The sequence below is a fragment of the Arhodomonas sp. KWT2 genome (assembly GCF_041949875.1).
Classification (GTDB): Bacteria; Pseudomonadota; Gammaproteobacteria; order Nitrococcales; family Nitrococcaceae; genus Arhodomonas; species Arhodomonas aquaeolei.
The window spans coordinates 139,372-158,261 of sequence record NZ_JBHFPQ010000043.1; the positions used below are offsets into that span (position 1 = coordinate 139,372).

The 18,890-nt window shown below is 69.4% G+C and carries 21 protein-coding genes; 12 read left to right on the forward strand and 9 right to left on the reverse strand.

The window, feature by feature from the left end:
- Positions 1-7 precede the first annotated feature (7 nt).
- The 7 genes from ACEZHJ_RS09965 to ACEZHJ_RS09995 all read left to right on the forward strand — a co-directional run bounded on the left by ACEZHJ_RS09965 (position 8) and on the right by ACEZHJ_RS09995 (position 5,566).
- Positions 8-754 carry an SDR family oxidoreductase gene (locus ACEZHJ_RS09965; RefSeq protein ID WP_018718252.1) on the forward strand — a complete coding sequence of 249 codons (747 nt, stop codon included), beginning with the start codon at positions 8-10 and terminating at the stop codon, positions 752-754.
- 252 nt (positions 755-1,006) lie between these two features.
- Positions 1,007-1,999, forward strand: coding sequence for a 1,2-phenylacetyl-CoA epoxidase subunit PaaA (gene paaA, locus ACEZHJ_RS09970; RefSeq protein WP_163138619.1), 993 nt, complete (start codon positions 1,007-1,009; stop codon positions 1,997-1,999).
- A 26-nt stretch (positions 2,000-2,025) separates the two neighbouring features.
- Positions 2,026-2,307 (forward strand): 1,2-phenylacetyl-CoA epoxidase subunit PaaB, encoded by a 282-nt coding sequence (gene paaB / locus ACEZHJ_RS09975; protein ID WP_018718254.1) that lies wholly within the window; start codon positions 2,026-2,028, stop codon positions 2,305-2,307.
- A 10-nt stretch (positions 2,308-2,317) separates the two neighbouring features.
- The gene (paaC, locus tag ACEZHJ_RS09980) at positions 2,318-3,073 is read left to right on the forward strand and encodes a 1,2-phenylacetyl-CoA epoxidase subunit PaaC (RefSeq protein WP_163138618.1); all 756 of its coding nucleotides are present in this window, start codon (positions 2,318-2,320) and stop codon (positions 3,071-3,073) included.
- The gene (gene paaD, locus ACEZHJ_RS09985) at positions 3,060-3,572 is read left to right on the forward strand and encodes a 1,2-phenylacetyl-CoA epoxidase subunit PaaD (protein ID WP_163138617.1); all 513 of its coding nucleotides are present in this window, start codon (positions 3,060-3,062) and stop codon (positions 3,570-3,572) included. Before paaC ends, paaD begins: the two co-directional genes overlap by 14 nt.
- Positions 3,573-3,613: 41 nt before the next feature.
- Positions 3,614-4,690 (forward strand): 1,2-phenylacetyl-CoA epoxidase subunit PaaE, encoded by a 1,077-nt coding sequence (gene paaE, locus ACEZHJ_RS09990; RefSeq protein WP_163138616.1) that lies wholly within the window; start codon positions 3,614-3,616, stop codon positions 4,688-4,690.
- Positions 4,691-4,801: 111 nt separating this feature from the next.
- Positions 4,802-5,566, forward strand: coding sequence for an alpha/beta fold hydrolase (locus ACEZHJ_RS09995; protein WP_163138615.1), 765 nt, complete (start codon positions 4,802-4,804; stop codon positions 5,564-5,566).
- Positions 5,567-5,588: 22 nt separating this feature from the next.
- Here the strand turns inward: ACEZHJ_RS09995 and ACEZHJ_RS10000 are convergent, their stop codons facing one another.
- Entirely contained in the window at positions 5,589-6,377 is a 789-nt protein-coding gene (locus ACEZHJ_RS10000; protein WP_163138614.1) for an IclR family transcriptional regulator, read from the reverse strand.
- Between the two features lie 88 nt (positions 6,378-6,465).
- On the opposite strand from ACEZHJ_RS10000, the gene ACEZHJ_RS10005 reads away from it, so the two are divergent.
- The 3 genes from ACEZHJ_RS10005 (at position 6,466) to ACEZHJ_RS10015 (ending at position 9,319) form a co-directional block, all read left to right on the forward strand.
- A complete protein-coding gene (locus ACEZHJ_RS10005; RefSeq protein ID WP_205599685.1) occupies positions 6,466-7,548 on the forward strand; it encodes an LLM class flavin-dependent oxidoreductase in 1,083 nt (360 codons plus the stop codon).
- Positions 7,549-7,559: 11 nt separating this feature from the next.
- A complete protein-coding gene (locus ACEZHJ_RS10010) occupies positions 7,560-8,099 on the forward strand; it encodes a flavin reductase family protein (protein ID WP_240466042.1) in 540 nt (179 codons plus the stop codon).
- Between the two features lie 68 nt (positions 8,100-8,167).
- Entirely contained in the window at positions 8,168-9,319 is a 1,152-nt protein-coding gene (locus ACEZHJ_RS10015; protein WP_259199592.1) for an ABC transporter substrate-binding protein, read from the forward strand.
- A 45-nt stretch (positions 9,320-9,364) separates the two neighbouring features.
- Here the strand turns inward: ACEZHJ_RS10015 and ACEZHJ_RS10020 are convergent, their stop codons facing one another.
- The 8 genes from ACEZHJ_RS10020 to ACEZHJ_RS10055 all read right to left on the reverse strand — a co-directional run bounded on the left by ACEZHJ_RS10020 (position 9,365) and on the right by ACEZHJ_RS10055 (position 16,111).
- Positions 9,365-9,793 carry a hypothetical protein gene (locus tag ACEZHJ_RS10020; protein WP_375036471.1) on the reverse strand — a complete coding sequence of 143 codons (429 nt, stop codon included), beginning with the start codon at positions 9,791-9,793 and terminating at the stop codon, positions 9,365-9,367.
- The gene (locus tag ACEZHJ_RS10025; protein WP_163138612.1) at positions 9,790-10,281 is read right to left on the reverse strand and encodes a cytochrome c; all 492 of its coding nucleotides are present in this window, start codon (positions 10,279-10,281) and stop codon (positions 9,790-9,792) included. The genes ACEZHJ_RS10020 and ACEZHJ_RS10025 overlap by 4 nt, the downstream gene beginning before the upstream one ends.
- A complete protein-coding gene (locus ACEZHJ_RS10030; protein ID WP_163138611.1) occupies positions 10,274-10,798 on the reverse strand; it encodes a methylamine dehydrogenase light chain in 525 nt (174 codons plus the stop codon). The genes ACEZHJ_RS10025 and ACEZHJ_RS10030 overlap by 8 nt, the downstream gene beginning before the upstream one ends.
- Before the next feature lie 14 nt (positions 10,799-10,812).
- Entirely contained in the window at positions 10,813-11,460 is a 648-nt protein-coding gene (gene mauD / locus ACEZHJ_RS10035) for a methylamine dehydrogenase accessory protein MauD (protein ID WP_163138610.1), read from the reverse strand.
- Entirely contained in the window at positions 11,453-11,995 is a 543-nt protein-coding gene (locus ACEZHJ_RS10040) for a MauE/DoxX family redox-associated membrane protein (RefSeq protein ID WP_375036472.1), read from the reverse strand. The genes mauD and ACEZHJ_RS10040 overlap by 8 nt, the downstream gene beginning before the upstream one ends.
- 9 nt (positions 11,996-12,004) lie before the next feature.
- On the reverse strand, positions 12,005-13,153 hold the full coding sequence (locus tag ACEZHJ_RS10045) for an amine dehydrogenase large subunit (RefSeq protein ID WP_163138608.1): 1,149 nt from the start codon (positions 13,151-13,153) through the stop codon (positions 12,005-12,007).
- Positions 13,154-13,218: 65 nt separating this feature from the next.
- The gene (locus ACEZHJ_RS10050; RefSeq protein ID WP_163138607.1) at positions 13,219-14,733 is read right to left on the reverse strand and encodes an aldehyde dehydrogenase; all 1,515 of its coding nucleotides are present in this window, start codon (positions 14,731-14,733) and stop codon (positions 13,219-13,221) included.
- A gap of 22 nt (positions 14,734-14,755) precedes the next feature.
- Positions 14,756-16,111 (reverse strand): alginate export family protein, encoded by a 1,356-nt coding sequence (locus ACEZHJ_RS10055; RefSeq protein ID WP_163138606.1) that lies wholly within the window; start codon positions 16,109-16,111, stop codon positions 14,756-14,758.
- A 242-nt stretch (positions 16,112-16,353) separates the two neighbouring features.
- Here ACEZHJ_RS10055 and ACEZHJ_RS10060 point away from each other — a divergent pair, with 242 nt between their 5' ends.
- Both ACEZHJ_RS10060 and ACEZHJ_RS10065 read left to right on the forward strand, forming a co-directional pair.
- Positions 16,354-17,532, forward strand: coding sequence for an FIST N-terminal domain-containing protein (locus tag ACEZHJ_RS10060; protein WP_163138605.1), 1,179 nt, complete (start codon positions 16,354-16,356; stop codon positions 17,530-17,532).
- Positions 17,525-18,886 (forward strand): hybrid sensor histidine kinase/response regulator, encoded by a 1,362-nt coding sequence (locus tag ACEZHJ_RS10065; RefSeq protein ID WP_163138604.1) that lies wholly within the window; start codon positions 17,525-17,527, stop codon positions 18,884-18,886. The genes ACEZHJ_RS10060 and ACEZHJ_RS10065 overlap by 8 nt, the downstream gene beginning before the upstream one ends.
- The last annotated feature ends 4 nt before the right edge of the window (positions 18,887-18,890 follow it).

Below are 18,890 nucleotides of genomic sequence, written 5' to 3' on the forward strand. Positions count from 1 at the left end.
GAAGGCGATGGAACTGACCGGCAAGATGATCTGGATCACCGGCGCGAGCAGCGGCATCGGCGAGGCCACGGCCCACCGGCTCAGCCGGGCGGGGGCGACGGTGTTCCTCTCGGCGCGCCGTACCGACCGCCTCAACGCCCTGGAGCGCGCGATCCGGGAGGCCGGCGGCACCGCCTACGTGCTGCCCATGGACATCACCGACCGCGAGGACACCCTGCGCGTGGGCCGCGAGATCGAGGACCTCGGCGGCGCCTCGGCGCTCATCAACAACGCCGGCGTGATGCCGCTGTCGCCGCTGATCAGCGGCCGGATCGACGAGTGGGAGCGGATGATCGACGTCAACCTCCGTGGCGCACTCTACGCCATTCACGCCGTGCTGCCCGGGATGGCGGACCGTGGCCACGGACACGTGGTCAACATCTCCTCCGTGGCCGCCCGGGTGACTTTCCCCAGCGCCGCTGTCTACTCGGCCACCAAGGCCGGGCTGAGCGCGGTCTCCGAGGGCCTGCGCCGCGAGGGCATCCGCCACAACATCCGCGTCACCGACATCCAGCCCGGCGCCGTGGACACCGACCTGCCCGAGGGCATCGCCCACGACAAGGTCCGCGAGGCGGTGCGTGACAACCTCTACGCCCCCGGCTCACCGATCCTGCGGCCGGCGGACATCGCCTCGGCGATCCACTACGCCCTGACCCAGCCGGATCACGTCGACGTCAACGAGATCCTGGTGCGCCCGACGATCCAGGACCAGTAACCCCCGCTACTGATACACCGCCACGCCGCGACGGCCCCGGCGCGTCTTGCAACGCCCGGGGCCGTCGTGCGTTGCAGCATCCCCCTTCCCGCCCATATCCCGCCAGACGCGAGGCCTCGCCCGGTTTTTGACATGCCTCATTTAAATGACACAAACAATTGACTAGGGCCGTTTGACTTGTATCATTACCAGGGTGAACCAACGGCGCACGGGGACGTCCCGCCGCGGCTTCCGTTCCGAGGAGGAGTAGCCATGTACAGTCAGTTCGTCGACACCGGCAGCGACCGGGTCCTGTCGTCCGAGGAGCTCGAGGGCCTGGAGCGGGCCTTCCAGGAGCGCATCGACGACGAGATCACCATCGAGCCCCGGGACTGGATGCCCGAGAAATACCGCGAGACCCTGGTCCGCCAGATCTCCCAGCACGCCCATTCCGAGATCGTGGGCATGCTCCCGGAGGGCAACTGGATCACCCGCGCACCCAACCTCCGGCGCAAGCTCATCCTGCTCGCCAAGGTCCAGGACGAGGCCGGCCACGGGCTGTATCTCTACAGCGCCGCCGAGACCCTGGGCGTGTCCCGCGAGGAGCTCATCGACGCCCTCCACGCGGGCAAGGCGAAGTACTCCAGCATCTTCAACTACCCCACCCCGACCTGGGCGGACATCGGCTGCATCGGCTGGCTGGTGGACGGCGCGGCGATCGTCAACCAGATCCCGCTGTGCCGCTGCTCTTACGGCCCCTACGCCCGCGCGATGGTGCGCGTGTGCAAAGAGGAGAGCTTCCACCAGCGCCAGGGCTACGAAATCATGCTCGACCTCTGCCGCGGCACCGACGAGCAGCGGCGCATGGCCCAGGACGCGTTCAACCGCTGGTGGTGGCCGTGCCTGATGATGTTCGGCCCGGCGGACGGCGCCTCCGTCCACTCCCAGCAGTCGATGGCCTGGAAGATCAAGCGCCACACCAATGACGATCTGCGTCAGCGCTTCATCGACCAGACCGTGCCGCAGGCGGAGCACCTGGGGCTGTCCATCCCCGACCCGGACCTGAAGTGGAACGAGGAGCAGGGCCACTACGACTACGGCGAGATCGACTGGAACGAGTTCTGGCAGGTCCTCAAGGGCAACGGCCCGTGCAACCGCGAGCGCCTGGAGGCCCGGCGCAACGCTTACGAGGACGGCGCCTGGGTCCGCGAGGCCGCCCGCGTCCACGCCGACAAGCGCGCGCGCCGCGAGCGCGAGGCCGCCTGACCCCCGCACACGAGGAGGATCGAATCATGAAGGAATGGCCGCTCTGGGAAGTGTTCATCCGCAGCAAGCACGGGCTCGCCCACAAGCATGTCGGCAGCATCCATGCCGCCGACGCCACCATGGCCGTGGAGAACGCCCGCGACGTCTACACCCGGCGCAACGAGGGCGCGAGCATCTGGGTCGTGCGCTCGGAGAACATCGTCTCCTCCGCCCCCGGCGACAAGGAGATCCTGTTCGACCCCAGCGACGACAAGGTCTACCGGCATCCGACCTTCTACGAGGTGCCTGACGAGATCGAGAACATGTAAGGGGCCGGAGATGAGCGACGATCAGCATCTGCAGACCTACGTCCTGCGCCTGGCGGACAACGCCCTGGTCCTTGGCCAGCGGCTGTCCGAGTGGGTCGGTCACGCCCCGGCGCTGGAGGAGGAGATGGCCACGGCCAACGTCTCCCTCGACCTCATCGGCCAGGCCAAGTCCTGGCTGGAGTACGCGGCCGAACTCCGCGGCGGGGGCGACGCCGACCGTCTCGCCTTCCACCGGGACGTGCTCGACTTCCATAACACGCTGCTGGTGGAGCAGCCGAACGGCGACTACGCGATGACCATCGCGCGGCAGTTCCTCTTCGACGCCTTCCACCTGCCGCTGCTCGAGCAGCTCGCCGGCTCCACGGACCCGCGGGTCGCCGAGATCGCCACCAAGTCCGCCAAGGAGGTGGGCTACCACCTGCGGCGCAGCGGCGAGTGGATGATCCGCTTCGGCGACGGCACCGACGAGAGCCGCCGCCGCGTGATCGATGCCGTCGAGCGGCTGTGGCCGTTCACGGGCGAGCTGTTCACCGGCGACACGGTGGACGAGGCCATGCACGCCGCCGGCGTGGGCGCCGACCTCGCCGCCGTGCGCGAGCGCTGGTCCGGCCACGTCGACGAGGTCTTCGCCGAGGCGGGGCTCGAACGGCCGGAGGACGGCTGGATGCAGTCCGGCGGCAAGCAGGGGCATCACAGCGAGCATCTCGGCTACCTGCTCGCGGAGATGCAGCAGCTGCCCAGGGCCTATCCCGATGCGCGCTGGTAACGACACGGACCGCCGCCCGCCGGCGGACACCGTCCGCGGCTGGCTGGAGTCGGTGACCGATCCCGAGATCCCGGTGCTCACGATCGCGGATCTCGGCATCCTCCAGGATATCCGCTGGGACGGCGACGAGCTGGTGGTCGTGATCACGCCGACCTACTCCGGCTGCCCGGCGATGCGGACCATCGAGCAGGGTGTGCGCGATACCGTGCGCGCCCACGGCGTCGACCGCGTACGCGTCGAGGAACGGATCTCGCCGGCCTGGACCACCGACTGGCTCACCGAGGCCGGCCGGCAGAAGCTGCGCGCCTACGGCATCGCCCCGCCGGAGGGCCGCTCCACCAGCAAGCGCGGGCTGTTCGCGCCGCTGCCGGCGGTCGCCTGTCCACGCTGCGGCTCCACCAACACCACGCGGGTGAGCGAGTTCGGCTCGACGGCCTGCAAGGCGCACTACCGCTGCGACGACTGCCTGGAGCCCTTCGACTACTTCAAGTGCATCTAGGCCCCGTCCCCGGGCCGTATCACGAGGAGAGAACACCGGTTATGTCCCGATTCCACGAACTCACCGTCACCGACGTCCGTCAGGAGACCCGCGACACCGTCTCCATCCGTTTCGACGTGCCCGAGACGCTGCGCGAGACCTACCGCTACGCCCCGGGCCAGCACCTGGCGCTGCGCACCTGGATCGATGGCGAGGAGGTCATGCGGACCTACTCGATCTGCACCGGGGTGCAGGACGAGGAGCTGCGCGTGGCGATCAAGACCCAGCCCCACGGGCGCTTCTCGAGCTTCGCCAACAGCGAGCTGCGCCCCGGTGACCGGCTCGAGGTCATGCCGCCGCAGGGCCACTTCAACACGGCCTTCGATCCGGCGAACCGCAAGCACTACCTCGCTATCGCCGCCGGCAGTGGCATCACCCCGATCATGTCGCTGGCGCGCACGGCGCTTCACACCGAGCCGGGCAGCCGCGTGACGCTGATCTACGGCAACCGCTCGACGGCATCCATGATCTTCCGTGAGCAGATCGAGGACCTGAAGAACGCCTACATGGGGCGCTTCAACCTCATCAACATCATGAGCCGCGAGCGCACCGACATCGACCTCTTCCACGGCCGCATCGACGGTGACAAGCTGGAGGCGCTGTTCCGCCAGTGGATCGACATCGACGACGTGGACGAGGCCTTCATCTGCGGTCCCGAGCCCATGATCCATGCCGCCTCCGAATCCCTGAAGGCCCATGACATGGCCGCCGAGCGGGTGCACTTCGAACTGTTCACCACCCCCGGCGAGGTCAAGCAGCGTCAGCAGGAACGGGCCAACGACACCAACGCCGACCACTCCTCCAGCGAGATCGCGGTGCGCGTCGACGGCCAGGAGATCGTCTTCGACCTGGCGCGCAACACCCAGCCGATCCTGGAAGCGGGCCTGGAGGCCGGGGCCGACCTGCCCTTCTCCTGCAAGGGCGGCGTGTGCTCGACCTGCCGGGCCAAGGTCGTCGAGGGTGACGTCGAGATGGACGTGAACTACGCCCTGGAGGACTACGAGATCGAGGCGGGCTACGTGCTGAGCTGCCAGAGCTACCCGGTCAGCGACCGCGTCGTGCTGGACTACGACGAGTAGTCCCATGCCCTCCCCGCCGGGCCCGGCCGACGCCGGTGCCCGGTGACGGGTGTCATCCACCGTCCACGTGGGCCACACTGTGGCGAGGCACGGCCCGGAGGAGAGACGCCCATGACCCTGCCCGCCTTCTGTCATATCGGCAACGGCCCCGAGCCCGTGATCGTGCTCCACGGCTGGTTCTCGGACCACACCGTCTATGCGCCGCTCTACCCCTGGCTCGATACCCGGCGGTTCAGCTTCGCCTTCGTCGACGCCCCCGGCTACGGCGGCTCGCGCCATGTGGAGCTGCCCCCGAGCATCGAGGGCATGGGACGCGCCGCGCTGACGGTGGCGGACCACCTGGGCTGGCGGGAGTTCGGCGTCGCCGGCCACTCCATGGGCGGAAAGGCCGCGCAATGGCTGTGCACCTACGCGGAGGACCGCGTCACCCGCGCGGTGGGCATCACCCCGGTACCGGCGGCGCCGACGCCCTTCGACGACGAGGGCCGCGCCCTGTTCGAGTCCGCCGCCCGCGACGGCGCCGCCCGCGGGGCGATCCTGGAGCTGACCACCGGCGCCCGCCTTGGGCCACTGTGGCTCGAGCGCATGATCCGGGACTCCTTCGAGGCCTGTGACGAGGCGACCTTCGCCGCGTACTTCGCGGACTGGGCGGACGGCGACTTCTCCCGCGCGCTCAACGGCTGCGAGACCCCGTTCCTCGGCCTGGCCGGGCTCCACGACGGCGCGATCACCCCGGAGTCCCTCTCCGCCACCATCGGCGAGTGGTTCGACCACTGCGCTATCGAGCCCATCGAGGGCGCCGGCCACTACCCCATGCTCGAGACCCCGGCATGGCTCGCGACGCGGGTGCAGGCCTTCCTCGCCGGCGAGGGCTGAGGCCGGCGGGACCGCCCCGCCACTACCCGTCGCCACCCGCGCCGCGGTGGCCCAGACGCCGGGAAAGATCGTCGGCGGCGGCGCGCACCGTCCGCGCCGTGTCACCGGCGGGATCCGCGTCGAAGCCGCCCGCATAGCCGAGCGCGGTCACCACGCCCGCGACCTCGTCCTGGTGGTCGAACACCGGCGCGGCCACTGCGGCCACCCCGGGCAGCAGGTCCCCGGCAACGGTGGAGACGCCGTCACTGCGGGTCTGCGCCGCCAGCGCCTCCATGCGTCCGCGCTCCACCTCCGGGTCGTCTGCCGCCGCCAGTTCCGCATCGAGCAGTGGCTCGATCACCCGCCTCGCGCCCCAGGCGAGGAAGGCCCGGCCGGTGGCGGAGCGGCACAGGGGCATCACGGAGCCCAGGCGCACGTTCACCGTCACCGCCTCGGAACTCTCCAACCAGCGCACCACCGTCGGCCCGCGGTTGCCCCATACCGCGAACAGCACCGTCTCGTCGAGATCGTCGCGCAGCCGGTGCAGCGTGGCGTCCGCCAGCCGGACGATATCCAGCCGCCGCAGCGCCGCCATGCCAAGCTCCAGCGCCAGCGGGCCAAGGTCGTAGTGACCGGTCTCCGGATGCTGCTCCACCAGCCCGGCCCGCACCAGGCTCACCAGGTAACGGTGGGCCTTTGCCGGCGCCATGCCCGCCCGGCGCGCAAGGCACCCCAATCCCAGCCCGGTATCCGCCGCCCCGAGCGCGGCCACCAGCGCCAGCCCCGTCTCCACCGAGCGCACGCCCTGCTGGGCACGTTCCTCACCTGTCATTGCCTGTCCCTGTTGCCGTGTTGACGATACCCATCGGGGGTATTATGTTTTTCATAACGTATTTCATATATCAGAACGGAGGAGAGCCATGAGCACCGCCAGTGCCACCCCCCGGACCGCGGGGCCCCAGCAGGACCCCATGCGCTATTCCATCTTCTCGGTCCAGGATCACTACCCCGGCGAGAAGTACCCCGGCCACGAGCGCACCGTGCCCGGACTCTACCGCGAGGTGGTCGACCAGGCCCGCCTGGCAGACCGCCTCGGCTACGACACCTTCTTCGTCGCCGAGCACCATTTCCACGAGTACGGCGCGGTGCCGAACCCGGCGGTCATGCTAAGCCACCTGGCCGCGCACACCCAGCGCATCCGCCTGGGCTCGGCGATCTCCATCCTCACCTTCCACGACCCGCGGGTGGTCGCGGAGAGCTACGCCATGGTCGACGCGCTGTCCGGCGGCCGGCTGGTGCTCGGCGTCGGCTCGGGCTATCTCAAGCACGAATTCGAGGGCTTCGGCGTCGAGGGTGCGGAGAAACGCGACCGCTTCGACGAGAACCTGGGCCTGGTGCGCCGCCTGCTCGCCGGCGAGCGCGTGACCCACGAGGGCACCTACCAGCACCTGGACGGCGTGAAGCTCAACGTCCCGCCTGTGCAGGACCCGCACCCGCCGATCAAGGTCGCCGTGCTGCGCGCCGAGGCCGCCTATCACATCGGCCATGCCGGCCACGACCTCGTGTGCGTGCCCTACGCCTCGGTGGACGGCTGGGACGAGATCGCCCCGCTGGTGCACAGCTACCACCAGGGCCGCGCCGAAGCGGGCCTGCCCGGGCACAGCGACGACGCCGTGGTCGCGCTGCACACCCACGTCGCCGAATCCGCCGAGGAGGTGCGCCGTAACGCCGCCGATCCGTTCGATCTGTATGTCGATTCCCGGCTCTACGCCAAGAAACAGACCTACGACGACATCATGGCGAGCGGCCTGTCTCTGTTCGGCACGCCGGACGAGGTCGCCGACAAGCTCGTCGAGCTCTACGGCAACGGCGTACAGCACGTGATGATGCTGCAGAACTTCGGCCACATGCCGCCGGAGACGGTAAAACGCTCCATGCAGCTCGTCGCCGAGGAGGTCATGCCGCGGGTCAACCGCCGGCTCGGGCACACCGCCACCGCCTGACGGAGGACGCGATGGCTACGGCAACGGCCTTACCCATGCACGACGACACCACCATCGACCCGCAGGCGCTGCGCAACGCCCTCGGCTGCTTCGCCACCGGCGTGACCATCGTCACAACCCGGGGTGAGGACGGCTCACCGGTGGGACTCACAGTGAACTCGTTCAGCTCCGTGTCCCTGGAGCCGCCGCTGGTGCTGTGGAGCCTGGTGCGCCGCTCGCCCAGCCGGGCGGCGTTCGAGCGGGCCACGCACTTCACGGTCAACGTGCTCACCACCGGACAGCGCGACCTCTCGCAGCGCTTTGCCACCGCCCGGCCGGACAAGTTCGAGGGCGTACGCTGGTGGGCCGGGGCCGGTGGCGCACCGGTCATCGAGGGCTGTCTGGCGCATTTCCAGTGCCGGCAGGCGCTGCGCTACGACGGCGGGGATCACGACATCTTCCTGGGCCGCGTCGAGGACTTCGACGCGAGCCCGGCGGGCGAGCCGCTGGTGTTCGTCACCGGCCGCTATCACCAGGCCCGTCCCGCGGACGGACCGGACAAGACGGCCTGAACCGGGCCGCGAACTACCACAAAAAGCCGGAACAACCGGCACACGACAAACCGAAGGAGGAGACACCCATGTTCAGGCGCCTTGCCATAGGATTCGCCCTGGGGCTGTGCAGCCTCACCGTCAGCGCCCCTCTGGCCGCCAAGGAGCCGGTGCGCATCGGTGGGTTCATGCCCGTCACCGGCCCGGCCTCATTCCTGGGCGACCCGGAGAAGAAGACCCTGGAGCTCTACGTCGACCGGCTCAACGAGGCCGGCGGCGTGCTCGGCCGGCAGCTAGAGCTGGTGGCCTATGACACCGGCGGCAGCGCCGCCAAGGCCCGCACCTTTGCCAAGCGGCTGATCAGCGCCGACCAGGTGGACGTGGTCATCGGCGGGCTGACCGGCAGCACCATGGCGGTGATGCCGCTGATGAAACGCGGGGAGATGCCCTTCATCAGCCTCTCCGGCTCCGTCGCCCCGATCGAGCCCACCCGCAGCTGGATCTTCAAGACACCGCAGACGGACCGCATGGCGGCGGCGCGGGTATTCGACGACATGAGCCGGCGGGGGATCGAGCGCATCGGCCTGCTCTCGGGCAGCGGCGGGTTCGGCTCCTCCGGGCGCAAGCAGTCGCTCGCCATCGCCGAGGCACACGGCATCGAGGTGGTCGCCGACGAGACCTACGCCCCCAAGGACACCGACATGTCCGCGCAGCTCACCAGCATCGCCAACACCGAGGGGGTGCAGGCGATCTTCGTGTTCGGCTTCGGTCAGGGCCCGGCGATCGTGACGCGCAACTACCACCAGCTCGGCCTGGAGCTGCCGCTCTACCAGTCCCATGGCGTCGCCTCCGACAAGTTCATCGAGCTCGCCGGCGAGAATGCCGCCGAAGGCGTACGCCTGCCCGCACCACCGCTGCTGGTCGCCGACCAGCTGCCCGCCGACGATCCGCAGAAAACGGTGCTGATGGACTACAAGGCGGCCTACGAGGGGCGCTACGGGGAGCCCGCCTCGACCTTCGGGGGGTATGCCTACGATGCCCTGCACTTATACGTGCGGGCCGTGCGCAAGGCGGGGACGACCGCGCGCCCCGCGGTGCGGGACGCGCTGGAGACCGTCTCGGACTACGTCGGGGTAACGGGGATCTTCAACCTGGGCAGCGACGACCATATGGGCCTGGACCGGAAGACGGCCTTCCGCATGGCCGAGATCCATGACGGTCAGTGGCGGCTGATCGACTGACCCCATCGCCGGGCGCGGCCCCCGCGGCCGCGCCCGCACCCTGTTTCAGCCGCCGCCGTCGATACCGGCCTTGGCCAGTGCCTTCAGGAGCTCGCGGCGCGCCTTGGCCGGCTTCTGGATCGGATCCGAGCGCAGCCGTGCGACCTCCTCCGCCGTATACGGCTCGAAGTCCGCGGGCGTGCTCTGCGGTGCGAACGCCTTCAGGCTCCAGTTCATCACCGCGGCCAGGTCCGCGTCGTTCAGCGGTGAGAGCGCCGCGCCCGGCACCCGGCCCAGGTAGGCCCGTCCCTCGGGAAGCTGCACCATCCGGCCGATGATGCCGCGCATGTCCGGCACCTTCGGCGCCATGCCGGAGCCATCCTGGAGGTGGCAGCCGGCACACTCCAGCATGTAGTCGCCACGCGGCCCGGCATGGCCGGCCGTGGCGGCAAGGGTAAGCGCCAGCGCGGCACCGGCGAGCGCAGAGCCCTTCATCGCTTCAGTCCCTCCTCCCCGAGCCGCCCGATGAGCTCGCCTCGCCGGGCGTGCATGTCATTGGCGGTGAGGTCCTCGTCCGCGAGTGCGGCGACCCGTTCGGCGGTCAGCGTGCGGTACTCCTCCGGCAGGCTGTCGGCGTTGAAGTGGCGCAGCACGTAGTCGAGCACCGCAGCGATCTCCCCGTGGGAAAGCTGGCCCGCGAACGATGGCATGTTGCTGTCGTAGGTTCCGCCGCTGACACTGATCCGGCCCACCAGGCCGTTGGTGAGCACATTCGCCAGGTAATACTCCCCGCCGGACACATGGAGGTAATTACCCAGGGTATCCGCCAGCGGCGGGATGAATCCGGGGGCGCCCCGGGCGTTCGCCTGGTGACAGACAACGCAGTTGTCCTGGAACACCGCCTGACCGTCCGCCGCCGGGGCGGGCGCGGAAGCGCCCACCCCGATGGCTGCGACGGCGGCCGCAAGCCAGCCTCTACTCATCGGCCAGCCCCACGACCACGGCGGTGGAGCAGTGGTAGGACATGCTCTTCGCCGCCAGGCACCAGTTGGTGTCGTTGTCCCGACGGATGTCGTAGGTCGGGGTCTCGCGCTCGTTGCGGGTACACGCACAGCGGTTGCAGCTGCCCTGCCCGCAGCAGTCGTTGTAGGAGATGATGTAGCTGCGCCCGTCCGACGGGTTCCGGCAAGTGCCGACCCAGGTAATCGGCGACGGCTCCGAGCCCGGCGGGCAGGTGCTCGCCGAGCCGCCGCAGCAGGCGCACAGGAAGCCGTCCACGCCACAGTAGCGCCAGTAGTCGCAGGACGTCGGGTCCCCGGGATCACCGGTCTTGCCGTCGCCGTCGCCGCCGGTCGCCGCGGCCACCCGGTCCACCGGCAGCAGCGGCAGGGCCGAGGCACCGACGACGACCGTGCCCATGCGGCGCAGGAAGCTGCGGCGCGAGCCCCGGTTCACGGAGCTTCGGGCGTACTTCTCGATGAAACTGTCCATCCACTTCATGCTGTTTCCCCTCCTCAGGCCTTGTGCAGACGCACGCCGCCGTTGTCCTGATTGTCCGCCTCCGCCTGCTTCTGGCGCTCGAGCCAGGCCTGGATCGAGGGCAGGCGCAGCTCGCTGGCGTGGAACAGGCTCTCGATGTGCTCGCGGGAGTTCACCAGGCCCTTGGCGCTGATGCGCCCCTCGCTGTCGAGGATCACCGCGTAGGGCAGCTTGCCGATCTGGTAGCTCATGCCAAGCTCCGTCGAGACCAGGTACGGAAAGCCGCCCAGCCCCTGGGCCTCGGCGAATGCCCGGTGATCCGACTCGTCGCCGTCACTGGCGAAGACCAGGCGCAGCCAGTCCGCCTCCTGCTCGGCCACGGACTTGAGCATCGGCAGCAGACTCTTGCAGACCGGACAGTTCGGCGCCAGGAAAAACACCAGCGTGCTGCGCTGGTCCGCCTGGATGCCACCGATCTTGACCGGCTCGCCGGCCAGGTCGCGGGACTCGTGGATCGGTGCGGCCTCGCCGACCTTCGGCCCCTTGTCGATCATCAGCGCCCCGGCCGGGCCGAGCCGCTCGTGGAGCACCCCGATCTGGCGCACCAGCGCCATGAGGAGCACGCCCAGGGCCAGAACCGCCAGCCAGAGCGCCACGTTGGATACGATGAGCGCGTTAGTCATGTTTCCTCCTGAGGGCGGCCGCCTGCGGGGCCAGCCCGATCACCACGTTCGAGACGATGAACACCAGCACGAAGGCGACGACGCCCGCGGCGAGAGTGAAGTAATCCAGCCCGCCGAGGGCGCGGCCGGTCGGCGGCAGGGCCGCCACGCCGGCGAGCGCCACCAGCACCACGTTGCGCGGTAGCAGCCACCCGCTGAGCTGCTGGCCCTGGGAGGGGCCGAAGCAGCCGCAGTCGATGTCGCGCCGGCCCCGCGCGAGGTTCACGCCGATCGCCAGGGTGAACACCGCGAACAGCACCGCCGCCAGCGTCGCCCCGGCGACCCGGGTGGGCTCGAAGACCACCGCCGCGGCGGCGGCCACCTCCGCGAGGGGAATGACCCACGCGAGCGGCCGGACCAGGGCCTCATTGACCAGGGCATAGTCCCGGATCGAGCGCCGGAAGCCGGCGGTGTCCCGCAGCTTGTAGACCGCGGCGGCGAGCAGCAGCACGGCGACCACGCCCCTGGCGATCCCGCTGATTACCGGATCGATCATCATGGCCTCCTACGGCCGCCGCATAAGGAACGGCGTGTCCGCAAAGCCGTCATAGCCGTGCAGGTACTCCCCCGACTGAGCGTCGTAGACGTCCATGCCCGAGAAGTCGGCACGCAGGGCGAACAGCAGCGGCTCGTCGTCGGCGGTGGTCTGGATCGACACGGCGGCGTTCTTGAGCTCGATACGCTGGCTGCGGTCGCCGGAGCCGGTGTCGTATACCCACACCTCGGTACCCGGATCCTTGTGGGTGTTCTCGCCGCCCTTGTGCATGAGCACGTAAAGACTGTCACTGCCGGAGTGCCCGGCCTCCATCTGCCAGCCGCCGGGCAGCCAGCCGGCCTTGCGCTCGCTGTCGCTCGCGAGCTGCCAGGTATCGCCGAACTCGGGCATCTTGCCACTCCAGTTCACCGGGTGGACGGTGCCCTCGTGGGAGACGAAGTACAGCGTGTCGTCGACGTACACCGGCTTCTCGAAGAGATGGCTGGTGCCCGCGTCGAAGAGCTGCATGCGGTTGCGGTCGGTCTCCTTGCCGTCGCCGTCGTAGTCCACCACCACGAATGAGCCGTCGGCGCAGAGGCTGCCGAAGCGCCGGCCCTCGGGCGCCGGGTACATGAACGCGCAGCCCGGCAGCGGGATCTCGTTGAGGTACTTACGGTCCTCCAGGCTGACCACGCTCACGCTGGTCGCGGGGGTGACGTTGAACACCAGCAGGTCGCTGCCGCCGTTGGCCGTGACCAGGCCATAGGGCTGGAGCAGCGAGAAATGGCGTTTCTCCGGGATGTCGATCTCGCCGACGGGCTTGAGCGTGTGCGTGTCGAAGATCGTGACGATGTCCTCACGATCGCCGCGGGTGCCCCGGGAATAGTAGGTCTCCGCGGAATAGAGCTCGGAGCCGTCCGGCGCCACCTCGATGGCCGGGTTGTAGCCCGTGGACATCATCCCGAGGTACGCCTCGTTGGTCGTCTCGGCGTCGCCGTTCAGGAGCACGACCTTGGAATCGGGCATGTGGAAGAAGCTGACGTCCCCCACGAATACCCAGTGGGGACTGGCATCGGGCAGCTCCTCGACGGAGAGCTGCTCGGGCTCGAGCTGCGCGTTCGCCAGGCCGGCGGTCAGCACGCCGGCCATGAGCAGCGCCAGGCGGGTTCGCGATTTCATGGATCTTCTCCCCCTTCGCTTCGCGACGTTGTGGCGGCGGCACCGGCCGCCGCCGGAATCACGGTCTAGATACTCATCATTACCGTCTTGGTCTCGGTGTACAGGTCCACCACCTCGCGTCCGAGCTCCCGGCCGATGCCGGACTGCTTGAACCCGCCCAGCGGCAGCGCCGGGTCCAGCACGTTGTGGCAGTTCACCCACACGGTGCCGGCGCGGATCTTCGGGATCAGGCGGTGCACCCGGGAGAGGTCATTCGACCAGATGCTCGCGCCGAGCCCGTACGGGGTATCGTTGGCCAGACGCGCGACTTCGTCCAGGTCGTCATAGGGCATGACGGTGAGCACCGGGCCGAAGATCTCCTCACGCACCACCCGCATATCGTGGTTGGTATCCGCGAGGATGGTGGGCTCGACGAAGTAACCGCCCTCGCGGGTGTGACCGCCGGCGGCCACCCGCGCGCCCTGCTCGCGGCCGCTGTCGATGTAGCCGCTCACCCGCTGCTGCTGCTCGCGGGAGACCAGCGGCCCCATCTGGGCCTCGGGGTCACGTCCGGACCCCAGGCGCATGCCGCCGGCAATATCGGCGAGACCGTCGACCACCGCATCGTACTGGCGACTGTGGACGTATAGCCGCGAGCCGGCGGTGCAGACCTGGCCGTGGTTGAGGAAGATCGACTGTGCCGCGCCCTGGGCGGCGGCGGCCGGGTCCATGTCGTCGAGCACGACCACCGGCGACTTGCCCCCGAGCTCCAGGGACACGCGGGTCATGTTGTCCATGGCGGCCTTGCCGATGAGCTTGCCGACCTCGGTGGAGCCGGTGAACGCGACCTTGTCGATCCCCGGATGGCCGGATAGCGCCGCACCCGCGGTATGCCCCTCGCCGGTGACCACGTTGATCACCCCGGCCGGCACCCCTACGGACTCGGCCAGCTCGGCGAGGCGCAGCGCGGACAGCGGCGTCTCCTCGGCGGGCTTGAGCACCGCGGTGCAGCCGGTGGCGACCGCCGGGGCGAGCTTCCACACGGCCATCAGGATCGGGAAGTTCCAGGGCACGATCGCCCCCACCACGCCCACCGGCTCCTTGCGGGTCCAGCCGGTGAAGCGCTGATCCGGGAGGTAGGGCACCGAGGGCTCGACACTTCGTCCGTCGATCTTGGTGGCCCAGCCCGCCATGTAGCGCACGAAGTCCACGGCCATGGTCAGGTCCAGGTTACGGGCCATCCCCACGGCCTTGCCCTGGTCCAGGCTCTCGATCTCCGCGAGCTCGTCGGCGTGCACCTCGATGGCGTCCGCCAGCCGGAACAGGAGGCGTTCCCGGTCCACCGGCCGCATACGCGACCATTCGGCGTCCTCGAAGGCGCGCCGCGCCGCGTTGACGGCGCGGTCAACATCGGCTCCCTGGCCGCCGGCGACGTGGGTCATGACGGCCCCCGTCGCCGGGTCGTGCACCGGCAGGCGCTCGCCGCCGGAGGCGCCGACCCATTCGCCGCCGATGTAGTGTCCGTGCTCGCGCTCGACGAACGCCCGGGCCGCCGCGGAGACCCCGGCGAATACGGATTGCTGCTCTGCCGCTTGCGTCATTGCCTGCCTCTCGTCCTCTGGCTCAGAAGTTCCAGATCGCGATGACCTGGAAGTAATTGTTGGTCTCGTCGGGGCCGGAGAAGCCATCCCCCGGGTTGAAGCGCGAGTACACCGGCGAGATGAACAGCCGCTCTGTGGCCGCGTACTCCATGAACACGTCCAGCTCCTGGGCGTAGTCGTCGCTCATCCCCGGCGCGGTCTCGCGGGTGTTGAAGTCGAAATACAGCGCACCGAGGCGCACACGCTCGTGCGGGTGGAGATACAGCCCCACATGCTGCACGTCGGTGTTGGAGTTGAACGGCCCCGTGTAGTTGCCCGCGACCTCACCCTGGAACCACGTCCCGTAACCGCGGCTGAAGCCGTAGAACAGCGGGTCGAAGGCCTCGTTGTCGGCGGTGTCCGGGTCGTCGCCGGAGAAGCTGCTGAAGCGGTAGGTCAGCTTGGGGGCGAGCCACACGTCCGCGAACTGGTAGCTGCCCTCGACATACCATGCGTGGGCCTTCACGTCGGCCGCGTTCGCGGGGCTGCCCCGCTGCAGGGTGGCCTCGAAGCGGAAGTCCGCGTTCTCGATGCCGAGGCTGCTGTTGCCGCGCAGGCTGACGGTATTCAGTCCGTCGCGGGAGGCGTAGGCGCCGCCGAGGTCGTCCTCGTCGACGTCAAGCACATGCAGATAGGTGGCCCCGAGCGTGCCCCAGCCCTCGTCGTTGTATTCGACATTGAGGCCGGCGAGCTCGGTGTCGCCCTGGGCGTCGTTGTCCGAGCCCAGATAGAAGGCATCGCCGCGCCAGGGCGTGCCCGTCTCGAAGCGGGCGATGGCGGTGCGGCGGAAGGCATGGCGCGGTGCGAGCCAGTAGGCGCCGCCGCGGCTCAGGGAGTCGCCGAAGCCCTCGCCGAAATTGAGCGCATCGCCATTGATCAGCCAGCCGTCGCCGACCGTGAACGACTGGCTGCCGACGGACAGGTCCACCGCATCGTCCACGCCGCCGATGAGCGAGCCGGAACGCCAGCCGACGTAGGCGTCCTCGACGTCGAACTCGCTCTCGTCACCGGTGCTGAAGCCGCCGGCGTCGCCGTCGCCGTCGGTGGTCGAGGCAAGCCCGTTGAGCGCACCGTAGACGCTCGCCCCGTTACCGAGCACCCGCTCGCCGGATACGCCCGCCTTGAAATAGCCCTCGGTCCAGTTGACCTCATCCCGGCCCTGTCCCGAGTAGTCCTGCTGGCTGGAGAAATAGCCGACGCCGAGCTCGGCGTCGAGGCTCAGGCTGGACCCGTCCTCACCGCTGTAGACCTCGTAGGCGGCGGCGTTCGCCGACGCCAGCGCAAGCGCGGCAGCCGTGCACAGGGCAAACGGCGCCTGGGGGGTAATTCGACGCGGCATGACCTCCCTCCTCGGTATTTCGTTGATCGTTGTCATTGCGCGTTAACAAATCCTAGGAGGGTACCGGGAGCTTCTGTATTGCCCCCTCGCAGCATTTTTCACCCCGCCCCATAGCCCGAAAGTGTTAGGAACCGCCGGAATACGGCGGGCGTCGCGTCATCCCCCGGGCGAGCACGGTGCGCCGGTGTATGCTGCTACGATCCCCGGGTAAGGGACCCGGATGGCGGCGGGGAGGAGAGCAGATGCAGCAACCACGCCGGTTGTCAGCGACACCGGGCCGGCACGGCGCCGCGATTCGCCGCGTGGACAGCACCCTCGACGATCCCGGACGCGCTGCCGCGGAGATCGACCGCGGCCTCGGCGCCGAGACGCGTTCGCTGATCCTGCTCTGGTGCTCCGGCGACTACCCGCTGGAGGCGGTGAGCGAGCGGCTGGCGGGCCACCGCCCGGGGGCACGGGTGCTGGGGACCGTGGGCTCCGCGGTGCTTGGACCGTCGGGCTATCGGCGCCACGGCATCAGCGCCGCGGCATTCCCTTCGGAAACCGAGGTAGTCACGGCAACGCTGGAGGACGTCGACCGGATGGACTTCTCCCGCGGCTTCCAGGCGGCGAACTGGCTGAAGAGCGAGATGCACCGCCTCACCGGCGAACCGCCGGGCCCGGAGGACACCTTTGCGCTGCTGCTGGTGGACGGGATGGCCCAGTGCGAGGAACGCCTGGTGGCGTCCATCGCACAGGGGCTGGGCAATCTGCGGCTGGTCGGGGGGTCCGCCGGAGACCACTTCCGCGAGCGCTCCGGGCGCATCTGGCACGAGGGCCGTGGCCGCGACAACGCCGCGGTGCTCGTCCTCCTGCGCCCCCGCCGGGCTTTCCGCGCGTTCTCCACGCACCACTTCACCCCCGGTCCGCAGCGGCTGCTGGTCACCCGTGCCGACCCGGACCGGCGGGTGGTGCTGGAGCTCAACGGTCGTCCCGCAGCGCACGAATACGCCCGCGCCATCGGCACCGCGCCGGAGCTGCTCACCCCCGCCGTGCTCGCCAACAGCCCACCGGCGGTGAAGGTCGGCGATTCCTACTACATCCGTTCGGTACGTCTCGTCTCCACCGATCCCGGCGAAGGACTGGCGTTCACCTGCGCCGTCGATCAGGGGATCGTGCTGCGCGTCGCAATGGCGGGGGACCTCGCCGCCGACCTGCAGCATCGCTTCGAGACGATGGCGGACGACCTCGGCGGCATCGCCTCTACCCTCGCCTTCGACTGCGCCCTGCGCCACCGGGAGATCGAGCACAAGGGACTGGAAACCGCCATGAACGGACTGCTCGCGCGCTTCGGCGTCTGCGGCATGGCCACGTACGGCGAGCAGTTCGAGCGCATGCACCTCAACCAGACGTTCACGGGGATCGCCCTGGGTCATGACTGACACGCAACACGCCGGGACCGCGGAGATCGAGCAGCTACGCAGCGAGAACGAGCGCCTGCAGCGCATGGTGGACGTGCTCATGGAACGCGCCGAGCAGGACCAGGGCAGCCGCGGCGGCGACTACGCCCTGTTCGAGACCGCGGCGGTGCTGGAGGAAACGGTCAAGGCCCGCACCGCCGAGCTCGTCGAGGCCAACCGGCGACTCATGGACGAGATCGCCCGGCGGCGCTCCGCCGAGGACGAGCTCCAGCGCGCCAAGGCCCGTGCCGAACGCGCCAGCGCCAACAAGTCGAACTTCCTGACCGCGGTGAGCCACGACCTGCAGCAGCCCCTGACCGCGGCACGGCTGCTGCTGCAGGCCATCGCCGACAGCGCCGACGACGACGAGGTCCTCGACCTCGCCGCCAGCGGCCAGGCGACACTGGAGACCATGGAGAGCCTCCTCGGCAGCCTCATCGACATCGCCAAGCTCGACTCCGGCGTGGTTCAGCCCCAGCCGACGCATTTCCGGCTCGACACCCTGCTGCACCGTCTGGGCGGGGAGTACCGCCTGCACGCCGAGAGCACGGACCTGACCTGCCGCGTGCGCTGCCCCCCGGCGACCGTGTACAGCGACCCAGTGCTGGTGGAGCGCGCCGTGCGCAACCTCCTCGGCAACGCCGTACGCTACACCCGCAACGGCGGCATCCTGCTGACCGCGCGCCGACGGCGAGGTGCCTGGCGGGTGGGGGTCTACGACACCGGTCCGGGCATCCCCGAACGGGAGCGGCAGCGTATCTTCCGAAGCTTCTACCAGCTACCCAACGGCCGTGATGGCGAGGCCCAGGGACTCGGCCTCGGGTTGACCATCGTTCGAATGATCGCCGAGCTCATCGGCGCCGGTATCGTGCTGCGCTCCCGCCCCGGCCACGGCTCGGGCTTCGGACTCACCCTCCCCGCCGGCGATCCGGCACGGGCGCGGGAATCCGGCCAGCGCGCGGACACCCGCACCCATGCCCGGGATCTCGCCGGCGAGGAGGTGCTGGTGGTGGAGAACGACCAGGCGGTGATGCTCGGCATAGCGACGCTGCTGCGCCAGTGGGGAGCCCGGGTGCACACCTGCTACGCCCCACCCGAGCGGGCCCCGGAAGCCACGACAACGGCCCTGATCGACTACCACCTCGGCGGCGCCGGCGAGAACGGCCTCGAGCTCGCCGCCCGGCTGCGCGCCGGGCAGCCGGGACTGCACACGATCATCATCACCAGCGAACGCGGGGAATGGCTGACGCACCAGTGCCGGGAGCTGGGGGTGGGACTGCTCCACAAGCCCGTGGACACGGCACGGCTGCGCGGACTGCTCCAGGCGGGCGGGTAACGCC

Coding starts and splice junctions, on each gene's coding strand:
- ACEZHJ_RS09965 (WP_018718252.1), top strand. CDS start 8: ATGGAACTGACCGGCAAGATGATCTGGATCACCGGCGCGAGCAGCGGC.
- paaA (WP_163138619.1), top strand. CDS start 1,007: ATGTACAGTCAGTTCGTCGACACCGGCAGCGACCGGGTCCTGTCGTCC.
- paaB (WP_018718254.1), top strand. CDS start 2,026: ATGAAGGAATGGCCGCTCTGGGAAGTGTTCATCCGCAGCAAGCACGGG.
- paaC (WP_163138618.1), top strand. CDS start 2,318: ATGAGCGACGATCAGCATCTGCAGACCTACGTCCTGCGCCTGGCGGAC.
- paaD (WP_163138617.1), top strand. CDS start 3,060: ATGCGCGCTGGTAACGACACGGACCGCCGCCCGCCGGCGGACACCGTC.
- paaE (WP_163138616.1), top strand. CDS start 3,614: ATGTCCCGATTCCACGAACTCACCGTCACCGACGTCCGTCAGGAGACC.
- ACEZHJ_RS09995 (WP_163138615.1), top strand. CDS start 4,802: ATGACCCTGCCCGCCTTCTGTCATATCGGCAACGGCCCCGAGCCCGTG.
- ACEZHJ_RS10000 (WP_163138614.1), bottom strand. CDS start 6,377: ATGACAGGTGAGGAACGTGCCCAGCAGGGCGTGCGCTCGGTGGAGACG.
- ACEZHJ_RS10005 (WP_205599685.1), top strand. CDS start 6,466: ATGAGCACCGCCAGTGCCACCCCCCGGACCGCGGGGCCCCAGCAGGAC.
- ACEZHJ_RS10010 (WP_240466042.1), top strand. CDS start 7,560: ATGGCTACGGCAACGGCCTTACCCATGCACGACGACACCACCATCGAC.
- ACEZHJ_RS10015 (WP_259199592.1), top strand. CDS start 8,168: ATGTTCAGGCGCCTTGCCATAGGATTCGCCCTGGGGCTGTGCAGCCTC.
- ACEZHJ_RS10020 (WP_375036471.1), bottom strand. CDS start 9,793: ATGAAGGGCTCTGCGCTCGCCGGTGCCGCGCTGGCGCTTACCCTTGCC.
- ACEZHJ_RS10025 (WP_163138612.1), bottom strand. CDS start 10,281: ATGAGTAGAGGCTGGCTTGCGGCCGCCGTCGCAGCCATCGGGGTGGGC.
- ACEZHJ_RS10030 (WP_163138611.1), bottom strand. CDS start 10,798: ATGAAGTGGATGGACAGTTTCATCGAGAAGTACGCCCGAAGCTCCGTG.
- mauD (WP_163138610.1), bottom strand. CDS start 11,460: ATGACTAACGCGCTCATCGTATCCAACGTGGCGCTCTGGCTGGCGGTT.
- ACEZHJ_RS10040 (WP_375036472.1), bottom strand. CDS start 11,995: ATGATCGATCCGGTAATCAGCGGGATCGCCAGGGGCGTGGTCGCCGTG.
- ACEZHJ_RS10045 (WP_163138608.1), bottom strand. CDS start 13,153: ATGAAATCGCGAACCCGCCTGGCGCTGCTCATGGCCGGCGTGCTGACC.
- ACEZHJ_RS10050 (WP_163138607.1), bottom strand. CDS start 14,733: ATGACGCAAGCGGCAGAGCAGCAATCCGTATTCGCCGGGGTCTCCGCG.
- ACEZHJ_RS10055 (WP_163138606.1), bottom strand. CDS start 16,111: ATGCCGCGTCGAATTACCCCCCAGGCGCCGTTTGCCCTGTGCACGGCT.
- ACEZHJ_RS10060 (WP_163138605.1), top strand. CDS start 16,354: ATGCAGCAACCACGCCGGTTGTCAGCGACACCGGGCCGGCACGGCGCC.
- ACEZHJ_RS10065 (WP_163138604.1), top strand. CDS start 17,525: ATGACTGACACGCAACACGCCGGGACCGCGGAGATCGAGCAGCTACGC.